Genomic DNA, 13,066 nt, shown 5'->3' on the forward strand with positions numbered 1-13,066 from the left:
CTTTCCCCATCGTGGCGTGGCTCGGCCTTGTCAGGTTCAGCACTGCATCCCGGCGGTTTCGTACGGGAGTTCGCAGCGCGAGTCTGGGAGACGGGTTGATGCCGCACGTGCGTGTCCAGGTCCTGTGTGGACCGGCCTCGGTGCATCCGCGCCGGATGGGCTGGCCGGCCGGGTCGATCTCGCACGGCGCGTGGTACGCCTGGCGGCTCATCGGCACCAACAACCACGAGCTGGGCCGCAGCGCGGTCAGCTCCGGAAGCTACGAGTCGGCGCTGGCCGCCTTCGACGAGCTGCGCGACGGCCTCGACCGGGCCGTGCAGCTGCCCGTCGCCGAGCGGCCCACCGGCCGCTGGGGCTGGCGCCTCGAGCTCGACGGCGCGCCCGTCGCGGTCAGCGGCCGGTGGTACCAGCGCGACAAGCTCAGCCTGCTCGGCGCGGCCAAGTTCGTGGCCCTGTGCGCCGGGGCGGAGCCGGCCGAGGGCGTCGTCGCCCTGCTCGACCGGGGCGCGCGATGAGCAGCGACACCGCCGACAGCGCGGCGCGGCAGCTGCGGCGCAGGATCGTCGACAACGCCGGCACGGCCGACAAGGTCTACCGGGGCGTGGGCCGGGCCGGCGGCAGCCTCGTGCTGGTGCTCATGGTCCTGGTCGGCACGTTCCTGGTGTACCGGGCCTGGGAGGCGCTGAGCGTCGCCAAGTTCGGGTTCATCACCACCGAGGAGTGGAACCCCGACGGCGGCGGCTTCGGCATCGCCGCGGTCATCGTCGGCACCGTGCTCATCGCCGTCGTCGCCATCGCGGTCGCGGTGCCGCTGGCCATGGGCACCGCGCTCTACATCTCCGAGTACGCCCCGCGCTGGCTCAAGCGGACCCTGGTCGCGATGGTCGACCTGATGGCGGCCGTGCCCAGCGTGGTCTTCGGCCTCTGGGGCGTGTTCTTCCTCCAGTGGAAGATCATCTACCTCTCGCGGTGGATCGCCGACTGGTTCGGCTGGCTGCCGTTCCTCGACGTCACCGGCGTCGCCCGGCACGACCCGCTGGCCACCGTGACCACCTACACCTCCTCGACGTTCATCGCCGGCGTGGTGGTGGCCCTCATGGTCGCGCCGATCGCCTGCTCGGTGATGCGGGAGGCGTTCGGCCTGGCCCCGATGGGCGAGCGCGAGGGCGCGTACGCGCTCGGGGCCACCCGGTGGGGCATGATCCGCAGCGTCGTGCTGCCCTTCGGCCGCGGCGCCGTCGTCGGCGGGACGATGCTCGGCCTGGGCCGGGCGCTGGGCGAGACGATCGCCGTGGTCATGATCATCTCGCCCCGCTTCGAGATCCAGCCGCACATCATGGAGCACGGCACCAGCTCGGTCTCGTCCCTCATCGCGCTGCGGTACGGCGAGGCCAGCCCGTTCGGCATCTCCGCGCTCATGGCGGCCGGCGTGGCCCTGTTCGTGATGACCCTGATCGTCAACTTCGTCGCCGCCTGGGTGGTCTCCCGGTCCCGGTCCGGCGCCATGAGCGAGGTGTGACGACGGTGCAGCAGGTCGAGACGGCCGCCCCGCGGGACGCCGGCCCCGCCACGACCACCGTGCCGGCCCGCCCGGCGCAGGCCAACCGCCAGGGCCGGCGGCGCACCAGCGGGCTACGGCGCACCGACACGTGGGCGATCATCGGCGCGTTCGCCGCCGGCGGCGCGACCACCGGGGTGCTGTGGACCCAGCTCGGGCCGTTCACCGGCATCGTCGGCTGGGTCGTCGCCACCTGGATCGTGGTCGTCCTCTGCTACGCCGGGCTGGTCTCGCTCGACGAGAACCGCGCGGTGATGCGCGACCGGATCAGCTCGTTCGTCGTGCACTCGCTGGCGCTGGTCCTGCTGGCGGCGCTCGTGTTCGTCATCCTGTACACGTTCAGCCGCGGCTGGCGCGCGATGGTCCACCTGAACTTCTACACCGAGGATCTGCGCACGACGCTGGCCACGGACCCGCTCACCAAGGGCGGCATCCTGCACGCGATCGTCGGCACGCTCATCGAGCTCGGCATCGCGCTGGGCATCGCGGTGCCGCTCGGCCTGATCGCCGCGGTCTACCTCTACGAGGTGCCCGGCCGGTTCACCCGCTTCATCCGGACCGTGGTCGAGGCGATGACCGCGCTGCCGGACATCATCGCCGGCCTGTTCATCTACGCGACCCTGATCCTGATCTTCCACCTGGGGCCGTCGGGCTTCGCGGCCGCCTGCGCGCTCGCCGTGACCATCCTGCCGATCATCATCCGGGCCGCGGACGTGGTGCTCCGGCTGGTGCCGGGCTCGCTCAAGGAGGCCTCGCTGGCGCTCGGGGCGAGCCGCTGGCGCACCACCTGGCACGTGCTGCTGCCGACCGCCCGCTCGGGCCTGGCCACCGCGGTGATCCTCGGCGCCGCCCGGGCCATCGGCGAGACCGCCCCGGTGCTGCTGACCGCGGGCTCGACCGGCTACCTGAACCTCGACCCGTTCCACGGCGCCATGATGTCGCTGCCGCTGCTGGCCTACACCCAGGTGCAGTCGCCGGAGCCGAACGAGATCGCGCGCGGCTTCGGCACCGCCTCGGCGCTGCTGATCCTCGTGCTGATCCTGTTCATCATCACCCGCATCATCGGCGGCCGCGGCCCCGGCGAGCTCACCGCAGGCGGGTACCGGCGCCGTGCCGCCGCCTCGGCCCGTGACGTGCGACGCATGTCCCGGCCCACCCCATCACCCGTATTCGGCCAGGAAGAGGCGGCACCATGAATCCACGGCGTTCCCGATGGCGCCGCCGCACGGCGGGGCTCGTCGTCGCGCTCGTCGGCGCGATGGTGAGCATCGTCGCGCCCGCGGAGCCGGCGTCGGCGGCCGAATACGTGCCGATCACGGGTGGTGGCTCGACCTGGTCGTACAACGCGTTCCACGCCTGGATCGGCAACATGGGGCAGTACGGCATGCGGGTGGACTACGACCGCAGCGGCTCGACCGTCGGCCGGCAGAAGTTCCGCGAGGGCACCCTGGACTGGGCCGCGTCGGACATCCCCTACGGCGTCAAGGACGGCCGGAGCGAGGACCCGCCGCCGCCGCGCGGCTACGTCTACATGCCGGACACCGCGGGCGGCACGACCTTCATGTACAACCTGAAGATCGGCAACAAGCGGGTGACCAACCTGCGGCTGTCGGGCGAGAACATCGCCAAGATCTTCACCGGCGTGATCACCAAGTGGAACGACCCGCTGATCAAGGCCGACAACCCTCAGCTGGCCCTGCCGGGCATCACGATCGTCCCGGTGGTCCGCTCGGACGGCTCCGGCTCCAGCGCCCAGTTCACCCAGTGGATGGTGGCCACCCAGAACAGCCACTGGCAGGCGTACTGCGCGAAGGTCAAGCGCGACCCGTGCACCCAGACGTCGGCGTACCCGGTGCTCAACGGCTCGGCGATGATCGGCCAGCCCGGTGACCTCGGCGTCTCCGGCTACGTGAGCCAGGCCGGCGCGGTCGGCTCGATCGGCTACGTCGAGTACTCCTACGCGATCGCGGCCGGCTTCCCGGTGGCCAAGGTGCTCAACCCGGCCGGCTACTACACCGAGCCCACCGCCGGCCACGTGGCCGTGTCGCTGCTCGCGGCGAAGATCAACAACGACAAGAACGACAAGGCCAAGTACCTGACCCAGGACCTGCGGGACGTCTACACGAACCGCGACCCGCGGACCTACGTGCTCTCGTCGTACTCGTACATGATCATGCCGACCAAGGTCGAATACGGGTTCACCACCGGCAAGGGCAAGACGCTCGGCGACTTCGGCGTGTATCTGCTGTGCGAGGGGCAGTCGGCCGTCGATGCCCTCGGGTATTCGCCATTACCGATCAACTTGGTCCAGGCGGGCTTCGGTCAGCTGGCGCTGGTGCCCGGGGCGGTGGTGCCGGCCGCGACGGACATGAAGAAGTGCAACAACCCGACGTTCTCCACCGACGGCACCAACACGCTGGCCAGGAACGACCCGAACCCGCCGGCGTGTGACAAGCAGGGCACGACCCAATGCTCCACCGGTACGGGCGGCGCCGGCGGCAACAGCGCCGGCTCGGGCAGCGGCGGGGGCGGTTCCGGCGGGACCGGAGGCACGGGCGGCAACGGCGGCGCGGGCGGGTCCGGCTCGAACGGCGGCGACGGTGCGACCGGCGGTGACGGCGGCGGCACGAGCGGCTCCGGCTCCGGCGCCGGGGCGGAACCGGACTGCGACGCCGACACGGGCATCTGCGCCGACGGCGGAGGTGGAGGCGGTGGCGGCGGCGGAGCGGGCGCACCGCGGACGGCCGAGGCAGCCGCCGTGGAGACCTCGCCCCAGCTCACCGACTTCATGCAGAACGCGCTCATGCTGGTCGCGGCGCTGCTGCTGCTGGGCCTGGCGCTCATCCCGCCGCTGGCCGCGCAGCTGGGCTCCAGCCGCCGGTCGGGCCGCGACGGGTTCGGTGACCGGTGATGCGCCGCCTCGCCGTTCGTTGGCCGGGCCGCGTCATGGGCAGCCCGGCCGCCCGCCGCCGGCTGGCCAGCGGGCTCGCCGCCGCGGTGGCCGCGCTCGGGCTGATCACGCTCGGCCCGGTCGACCCGGCCCGGGCCGAGGGCGGCGCCGACCAGATCACCGGCAACGGGATCACCGCCAACGCGGTCACCGTCCGCTGGGACAAGGGCCTGCTCGGCAAGGACAACACCACGGTCGTCAAGGCGCGCGACGCCAACGACCCGTACGCGTTCATGCACGAGGACTTCAAGGACCTCGAGGTGACGGTCGGCCAGACCGAGAACCTCGTGCACCAGGCCATCAAGGTGACCTGGAAGGGCAAGCCGATGAAGGGCTTCTTCAACGGCAACTACCTGCAGATCATGGAGTGCTGGGGCGAGGCGGACGCGGGGCCGGAGCCGGAGAACTGCCAGTACGGCAGCGAGGGGCTCAAGCAGGCCTCGACCGGCGGGGTCAGCATCGCCAGCCGCAAGGGCAACGTCTGCGCGACCCACGTGCCCAGCGTGACCGAGCCGCCGGCCGCCCCGGGGCTGTCGGCCGGCCTGGGCTGCGACCCGGCCGAGGACCCGGGCAAGCCGGGCTACAGCCACCACGACCCGGCCAGTAGCCTCGACACCTACACGGTGCCGTTCGTGCCGGTCGGCACCACGGACAAGAAGTACCAGCCGGCGGACTGGCCGTTCAACAAGTACAACACCAACGAGATCCAGCAGGCCGGCACGCGGGCCGACGGTACCGGCGACGTGTATTTCAACGCGCTCACCAAGGTCGAGGCGCCGGGCCTGGGCTGTGGCGAGGTCAAGGCCGACGGCAAGCCGCGCGACTGCTGGCTGGTCATCGTGCCGCGCGGGGAGTACGAGCCCAACGGGTGGAAGCTCCAGGACACCGACGCCCCGTCGATCATGCAGGAATCGCCGCTCGGCGCGGCCACCTGGGCCCAGCGCATCCAGGTCCACCTCGGCTACAGCCCGCTGCAGAACAACTGCGCGATCGGCTCGGCCAAGGAGCGCAAGACCCAGGGCACCGAGCTCATCCAGCACGCCGTCTACTCGTGGCAGCTCGCGATGAACACCGCGGCGAACTGCAACAAGCTCTACGGGTTCGCCGCCACGCCCGAGGCCTCGAACACCTCCAAGCTGGCCAACCCGACGTCCGGGACCGGGCTCGCCTTCACCACCGTGCCGATCGGCAGCGAGGCCCCGCGCGGCGGCGGCGAGCTGCCCGACCTGCCGCCGATCGCCTACGCCCCGGTCGCCGTCTCGGCCATCACGCTGGGCTTCCACGTCAACCTCGGCAACGCGGGCTACCGCAGCACGCCGATCAAGCTGACGCCGCGCCTGGTCGCCAAGGGGCTGACCCAGTCCTACCGGTCCGACCTGTCCGACCAGACCGCCAACTCCGGCTCCGGCCCCGACTGGGCCAGGCAGAACCCGGCCTTCATGACGGACGACCCGGAGTTCAAGAAGCTCAATCCCGACCTGCCCTCCCGGCCCGGCGCCTCGCTCATGGCACCGCTGCTGACCGGCGACCACTCGGGCGTCATCCAGCAGGTCTGGGCGTGGGTGCTGACCGACGCCGCGGCGCGCGCGTGGCTCGGGGGCGAGCGGGACGAGTACGGCATGATCATCAATGCCGAGTACAAGAAGCTGAACCTGCAGACGGAGCCGCTCGACTCGTTCCCGCGGGCCAACACGTGCTACAACACCGGCCGCCCGGAGGAAAAGATCCCGGACCGGTGCACGCTGGATCTGCTGCCGTACATGGAGAACTACGACGAGGTGGCGTTCCGCATCCGGGCCGCCAACAACCCCGAGGGCGCCGACTGGAACCCCACCCTGCGCTCGCCGACCGGCGACGCGGGCTGGTGGGAGGTGGCCCAGCCGATCGAGTTCCCGGGCCAGATCTTCATGTGGGGCGTCATGGACTCCGCGAGCATGGCGAACTACGGCGTGGTCCCGGCCCAGCTGTGCAAGGGCGACGGCACCGGGTGCGTGTCGCCCAACACGTCGACGATCACCACCGCGGTCGGCAGCGCCAAGGCCGACAGCGCCGGGCTGCTGCACGTGAACCCGGCCAGCCCCGGCACCGGCGGGTACCCGCTGACCGCGGTCACCTACGCGGCCGTGCCCAAGGACCAGGAGGCGGACGCGCTGGCGGACTACGCGCAGCTGATCAAGTACGCGGTCAACGAGGGGCAGACGCCCGGCGTCGCCCCCGGCGAGCTGCCGTACGGGTTCCTGCCGCTGCCCGAGGCCCTGCGCGCCACCGCCACGTCGGTCGCCAACGCGCTGACCAACCCGGCCCCGGCGACGACCGCGCCGGAGACGACGGCCGCGGCCGGCAACAACACCAACGGCGGCGGGGGCAACGGCAGCGTGCCCGACACCGGGGCGCGGCCGTCGGCGTCCGGCTCGACCTCGTCCGCCCCGGCCTTCGTCACCACCTCGGCCAGCCCGGCCCCGGCGGCGCTGGCCACGCCGGCGATGTCGATCGGCGCGATCCGCTGGGCCCTGGCCATCGTGATGATCGCCGGCCTCGGCGGGGCGCTCGGCGGGCCGCTGATCCGGTTCGCCTTCAGCCGACGGCCGACCGACTTCGGTGGATGAGTCTCAACATCCCCGTAACCCGTGCTTCATGTGGGCGTACCAGCACGTATCGCCATCTTCTACACACATCCGGTATCGGCTCCGAGGCTCGGTTCCACAAGATGTTGTCGCTCCCCCCATCGCAGGAAAGGACGCACATGATCAACACCAAGCGCCTCGTGCGGCGACTGATGGTCAGCGGTATCGCCGCGGCGACCGTCGCCACGGGCCTCGTCCTCGGCGTGGCCGGGCCCGCCTCGGCCGACCCGGTCTCGGACCTGGTGGGCGTCGGCTCCGACACCACGCAGGACGTCGTCAACGGTGCCGGTGACGCCATCGGCCTCGGCGTCGTCGGCTCCTGGGACGCCATCGACCCCAACACCAAGGCCCAGCACGCGGTGATCACGCCGAAGCGCGGCTGCTCCTTCAACCGCCCGAACGGCTCCGGCCAGGGCGTCACCGCGCTGCGCCAGTCGGGCAACGTGGCGGCCGCGATCGCCGCCCCGTTCGCCGACGAGGTCGACCTGCCGGAGCTCGGCTGCATCGACTTCGCCCGCTCCTCGAGCGACCCGGGCAGCAACCAGTCGAACACCGGCCGCTGGGTCTACATCCCGTTCGCGCTGGACGCGGTCGGCGTGGCGAGCTCGCACTTCGGCGACGCCACCGCGGCCAACTACAACGCGCTCAGCTACGACCCGACCAACGCCGCGACCGGCACGGGCACCCTGCAGCGCCTCTACCGTGACGGCCAGGCGGTCACGATCAACGGCACCACCTACGACCCGCAGTGCAACGCGACGCCGTGCACCGGTGGCGCCACCCCGATCCACCTGTACATCCCGCAGAACGGCTCGGGCACCCGCTCGTTCTGGCTCTCCAAGCTGGGCATCGGCACCGTTCCGGCGTGGCTGCACGACCACGCGTGGACCGGCACCGACTACAATGGCGCGCTCGTCGAGGAGCACGACGGCACGGTCCTGCAGAACGACCCGAACGGCATCGCCCCGTTCTCGATCGCGCAGTGGGTCTCGCAGCGCAACGGTCACAGCGACCGTCGCCACGGCGCCCACCTGCACAGCCTCGTGAATGTCGGCGTCACGCCGAACGTGACGAGCAACCCGCTCGCCGGCAACTTCCCGACGGTCGAGACGGGTGGCCTAAACGCCACCTTCATCATCCGCCGCGAGGTCTTCAACGTCGTCGAGTGGAAGAAGGTCAACGTGGGCAACGCCGCGTTCGACGCGAAGCTCTACTCGGTCTTCGGTCCGGGCCAGGGCCTCTGCGGCAAGTCCTCGGTGATCCTCAGCTACGGCTTCGGCCTGCTCAACGCCGCTCCGCTGGGTCACACCTGCGGCGCGATCGTCGACAGCCTGCGGGCCTACGGCACCGACTGACAACCGTGAAACCGGGCCGGTGCCTGGCCGGCCGATCGCCGGCCGGGCACCGGACCTTCGCACAGCGACCTGGACCGAACCAAACCACTCAGTCTCCCTGGGGGGCCAATCCCCAGGGTCGTCCAAGGCTGTGCAGCGGGCATTGCCCTCTATCAGAAAGGTCAGTGTAGCCCCTGATGAAGACCACTTCCCTGAAGCGCCGGGCCCTTGTGGCCGGTGCGGTGCTCGGGGCGATGGGCGCGACCCTGCTCGCTCCCTCGATCGCCCAGGCCCAGGTGCCGAACCCGCTGCCCTCGGGCATCAACATGGGTGGCCTGCACCTGACGCCGACGTCCGGTGCCGCCGATGTCACCCCGAGCTTCACCGCTGACACCGCCTGCCCGGCCGGCACCAACCTGGCCAACGTGAACACGATCGACCTCCTCGACGTCGAGCAGACCATCTCGAGCAACGTGACCGGCCCGCTGGTGCTGGCGCCGAACTTCGGCGGCCAGTTCATCCAGGACATGGCCACGGTGCAGCTGCTGGCCGGCAACGGCGGCGCGGAGTCGTTCCTGTTCCTGATCGACTGCCGCACGGGTGCCGGTCACGGCACCTACACCGACGCGGTCCAGGTGGACTTCGCCGCCGACGGCAGCTGGCAGATCCACGGGTCGGGCCCGGTGCAGGCGCAGACCACCACCACGGTGTCGCCGGCTTCGCAGACGGTGGCCCCGGGCACCAACGTGACCGTGACGGCGTCGGTCTCCCCGGCCGCCGCCGCGGGCACGGTCGAGTTCAAGGACAACGGCGCCAGCGTGTTCACCACCCCGGCGGGCAGCGGTACGTTCACCTTCTCCTCGGCCGCGCTCGGCCTCGGCAACCACAGCATCACCGCGACGTTCCACGCGACCGACTCGGCGGCGTACGGCGACTCGACGTCCTCCGCGGCTTCGGTCCTCGTCGCCAGCGACACCCAGTCGGCCACCGAGACCATCCAGGTCGGGGTCCCGCAGGAGCAGGGCGTGTTCGCGATGACGGTGGACCCGGGCATCGTGGACATGGGCATCGCGCACCTGCAGGGCACGGGCGACACCCGGCACTTCCACGCCGAGGGCAGCCTCAAGAACGTGAACATCTCCGACGGTCGTGACCAGACCGTTCCCGGTTGGTCGGTGACCGGCCAGGTCGGCGACTTCACCAAGACCGACGACGCCACCAAGAAGTTCTCCGGCACCAGTCTCGGCTGGCAGCCGTCGGTGGTCGCGCAGAACGCGACCGCCGACGTCACCGCCGGTGCCGGCGTCGGCACGGGCGTCAACCCGGGCCTGACCAGCGCCAGCAGCCTCGGTGGCGCGCAGTCCGGCAAGGGTCTCGGCGACAGCAAGCTCGGTGCGGCCCTGTTCCTGGACTTCCCGCGGGGCACCCAGCCGGGCACGTACGCCGCGACGATCACGATCACCGGCCTCGGCGGCACCCCGCTCGCCTAAGGCCTCATAGCACGACGGGGGGAGCGCGCGGCGCCGTCCGCACGCTCCTCCCGGAACTTCCCCCGACCCGAAATGGACGTGCTGCGATGACCTCTCCGCGCCCCTCGCGTGCGATCAGCGCCCTGCTCGGCCTGCTGTTCGCCGTTGCCGCCATCCTGCTGCCGGGCCACCCGGCCGGCGCGGAGCCCACGCCGTCGGGCTCGATCACCTGGTCGGTCCAGCCGTCCAGCGCGAACGGGCCGGACAGCCGCAAGGAGTTCTCGTACGCCGACATCAAGCCCGGCACGGTCATCCACGACTACGTGGCCGTGACGAACTTCAGCGCCGCCCCGGTGACGTTCCAGATCTACGCGACCGACGCGCAAAACGGCAACGGCGGCGTGCTGCAGCTGCAGCCGGCCGCCGAGAAGCCCACCGACCTCGGCTCGTGGGTCACGCTGCAGAAGACCAGCGTCACCCTCAAGCCCAACGAGCGCGCCATCGAGCCGTTCACCATCACCGTCCCGGCCACCGCCACGCCGGGCGACCACACCGGCGGCGTGCTCGCCTCGATCGGTGTCGAGGAGAACAGCACCAACGGTCCCGTGAAGGTCGACCGGCGGCTCGGGGTTCCGCTGTACATGCGGATCGCCGGTCCGCTCAACCCCGGCATCACCGTCGAGTCGGTCAGCGCCGCCTACCACCCCACCGCCAACCCGGTCGGCGGCGGCAGCACGGACGTGACCCTGACCGTGCGCAACACCGGCAACGTGCGGCTCAACCTGAGCCCCGAGGTCGCCGTGAAGGGCCTGTTCTGGCTGAAGGTCGCCGGCGTCACCGCGGCCACGCTGCCCAACCTGCTGCCCGGGGCCAAGGTGCAGTTCACCGTCCACCTCGACGGCGTCTTCCCGCTCGGCCCGATGACCGTGCAGGTGCGCGCGGTGCCGAGCCAGATCACCGCGCTCGGGCTGCCCAAGGCGCCGAACGAGCCGCAGGCGGTCGAGGCCGAGGCGTTCATGTGGGCCACGCCCTGGGCGGTGATCGCGATCCTGATCCTGCTCGTCGGCGGCTTCTTCGCGGTCCGCCAGATCCGCCGGATGCGCCGCGGCCGCCAGGATCGCGTGCTCGCCGACGCGGTGGCCAAGGCCCGCCAGGAGACGGTTGAGGAGCTGCGCAAGAAGGCGCTGGCGGCGAAGTCGGCGGAGGCCAAGGAGACGGCCGGCAGCGGGGCGTCCGGATGACGGCGATCGACGTCCGGCCGGTCCCGGGGACGGCCGTCCCGCCGCCCCCGCCCGGCCCGCCGCCGCCGCCGCGCCCCAAGCGGGTGGCGCCGCCGGTCGTGCAGGTGCTCACGACCGCGGTCACGATCCTGTCCCTGACGCTGCTCGGCTTCGGGCTCTACGCCGGCTTCATCTCGAAGCTGCACCACGACCGCGCCCAGCTGACCGAGTTCGCCAACTTCCGCACCGAGCTCGCCTTCGCCACCGCGCCGACCAGCCAGTGGCGGCCGGAGGAGGACTCGAAGCTGCTGCAGCTGGGCCGGCCGGTCGCCGTGCTGGAGATCCCCAAGCTGCACCTCAAGGAGGTCGTCTTCGAGGGGACGACCGGCGGCGTGCTGCAGAAGGGCCCGGGCCACCGGCGGGACACGCCGCTGCCGGGCCAGGCCGGGGTCAGCGTGATCATGGGCAAGGCGACCACGTACGGCGGGCCGTTCGGCAGCCTCGCGACGCTGGTGCCCGGCGACGCCTTCACCATCACCACCGGCCAGGGCCGCAACGAGTTCACGGTGCTCGACGTGCGCCACGGCGGGATGCCGCAGCCGCCGCGGGTGGCCACGGGCGCCGGGCGGGTCACGCTGACCACGGCGTACGGCGGGATGTTCGTGCCGACGGACGCGCTGCGCGTGGACGCCGACCTGACCTCCAAGGTGCAGGAGACCCCGCAGCTGGTGCTGCGCAGCTCGCAGCTGCAACCGGCCGAGCAGGTGATGGCCATCGACACCACGGTGTGGTTCCCGCTGGTCTTCATCGGCGAGGCGCTGCTCGTCGCGGTCGTCCTGCTCTCCGCCGCGCGCGTCTACTGGGGCGTCTGGCAGACCTGGCTGGTGGGGGTGCCGGTGATCGCGTTCCTCGGCATGGCCACCGCCGACCAGGTCGCGAAGCTCCTGCCGAACCTGATCTGACATCACGGACCTAGGGAAGTTCACGGTGACCCCAGCGAACGACAGCACCGCGGCCATGCCGACGCTCACCGACGCGGCCTGGGTCAGCTCGCGGGAGGCGCTCGTCGCCTACGACGACTACCTCGGCGTGCACCGGGACATGCCCTCGCTCGCCGGCCTCGACGCGCGGGAGATCAGCGCGTGGTTCGGCGACCGCCAGGTGCTCGACCGGGTCACGCTGTCGATGAAGGCCGGCAAGGTGACCGCGCTGATCGGCCCCTCGGGCTGCGGCAAGTCGACCTTCCTGCGAATCCTCAACCGGATGCACGAGCTGGTGCCCGGGGCCACGCTGGCCGGCGAGGTGATGCTGGACGGCCTGGACATCTACGACGCGTCCCGGCGCCTGACCGACGCGCGCCGGCAGGTCGGGATGGTGTTCCAGAAGCCCAACCCGTTCCCGGCGATGTCCATCTACGACAACGTCGTGGCCGGGCTGAAGCTCACCGGCCGGCGGCTGGCCCGCAGCGAGAAGGACGGGCTGGTCGAGGAGTGCCTGACCAAGGCCGGCCTGTGGCGCGAGGTGGCCGACCGGCTGCGTCAGCCCGGCGGGGCGCTGTCCGGCGGGCAGCAGCAGCGGCTGTGCATCGCGCGGTCGCTGGCGGTGCGGCCCCGCGTGCTGCTCATGGACGAGCCCTGCTCGGCGCTGGACCCGACCTCGACCCGGGTCATCGAGGAGACCATCAAGGAACTGGTCGCCGAGGTGACGATCGTGATCGTCACGCACAACATGCAACAGGCCCAGCGGGTCAGCGACCACTGCGCGTTCTTCCTGGCCGAGCAGGGCCAGCCGGGGTACATCGTCGAGCACGGCCCGACCGCGGCGATGTTCCAGACCCCGCAGGACCCGCGCACCTCCGACTACGTGAACGGCCGATTCGGCTGAGTTCTCGCCAGCGCTCCCGATGCTGCA

10 protein-coding genes are annotated in these 13,066 nt (G+C 71.4%); all 10 read left to right on the top strand.

The features are described 5' to 3' along the window. Window positions 1–98 precede the first annotated feature (98 nt). A complete protein-coding gene (locus tag ACQP00_RS05045; RefSeq protein WP_433214993.1) occupies window positions 99–515 on the top strand; it encodes a hypothetical protein in 417 nt (138 codons plus the stop codon). Next, window positions 512–1,519 carry a phosphate ABC transporter permease subunit PstC gene (gene pstC, locus ACQP00_RS05050; protein ID WP_433214996.1) on the top strand — a complete coding sequence of 336 codons (1,008 nt, stop codon included), beginning with the start codon at window positions 512–514 and terminating at the stop codon, window positions 1,517–1,519. Before ACQP00_RS05045 ends, pstC begins: the two co-directional genes overlap by 4 nt. A 5-nt stretch (window positions 1,520–1,524) precedes the next feature. Further along, window positions 1,525–2,754 (top strand): phosphate ABC transporter permease PstA, encoded by a 1,230-nt coding sequence (gene pstA / locus ACQP00_RS05055; protein ID WP_433214999.1) that lies wholly within the window; start codon window positions 1,525–1,527, stop codon window positions 2,752–2,754. Next, the gene (locus ACQP00_RS05060) at window positions 2,751–4,469 is read left to right on the top strand and encodes a phosphate ABC transporter substrate-binding protein PstS (RefSeq protein ID WP_433215002.1); all 1,719 of its coding nucleotides are present in this window, start codon (window positions 2,751–2,753) and stop codon (window positions 4,467–4,469) included. The genes pstA and ACQP00_RS05060 overlap by 4 nt, the downstream gene beginning before the upstream one ends. After that, a complete protein-coding gene (locus tag ACQP00_RS05065; RefSeq protein ID WP_433215005.1) occupies window positions 4,469–7,114 on the top strand; it encodes a hypothetical protein in 2,646 nt (881 codons plus the stop codon). The genes ACQP00_RS05060 and ACQP00_RS05065 overlap by 1 nt, the downstream gene beginning before the upstream one ends. Window positions 7,115–7,251: 137 nt before the next feature. Beyond that, window positions 7,252–8,487: a hypothetical protein gene (locus tag ACQP00_RS05070; RefSeq protein ID WP_433215008.1), complete on the top strand. Its 1,236-nt coding sequence runs from the start codon at window positions 7,252–7,254 to the stop codon at window positions 8,485–8,487. A 176-nt stretch (window positions 8,488–8,663) separates the two neighbouring features. Continuing rightward, on the top strand, window positions 8,664–9,956 hold the full coding sequence (locus tag ACQP00_RS05075) for an Ig-like domain-containing protein (protein WP_433215011.1): 1,293 nt from the start codon (window positions 8,664–8,666) through the stop codon (window positions 9,954–9,956). Window positions 9,957–10,042: 86 nt separating this feature from the next. After that, complete coding sequence (locus ACQP00_RS05080) at window positions 10,043–11,176, top strand: WxL protein peptidoglycan domain-containing protein (RefSeq protein WP_433215014.1); 1,134 nt, start codon at window positions 10,043–10,045, stop codon at window positions 11,174–11,176. Beyond that, on the top strand, window positions 11,173–12,117 hold the full coding sequence (locus ACQP00_RS05085; RefSeq protein ID WP_433215017.1) for a sortase: 945 nt from the start codon (window positions 11,173–11,175) through the stop codon (window positions 12,115–12,117). Before ACQP00_RS05080 ends, ACQP00_RS05085 begins: the two co-directional genes overlap by 4 nt. Before the next feature lie 25 nt (window positions 12,118–12,142). Then, complete coding sequence (locus ACQP00_RS05090) at window positions 12,143–13,039, top strand: phosphate ABC transporter ATP-binding protein (protein ID WP_433215020.1); 897 nt, start codon at window positions 12,143–12,145, stop codon at window positions 13,037–13,039. Window positions 13,040–13,066 lie beyond the last annotated feature (27 nt).

This window comes from Dactylosporangium sp. CS-047395 (assembly GCF_050942185.1).
GTDB lineage: Bacteria > Actinomycetota > Actinomycetes > Mycobacteriales > Micromonosporaceae > Dactylosporangium.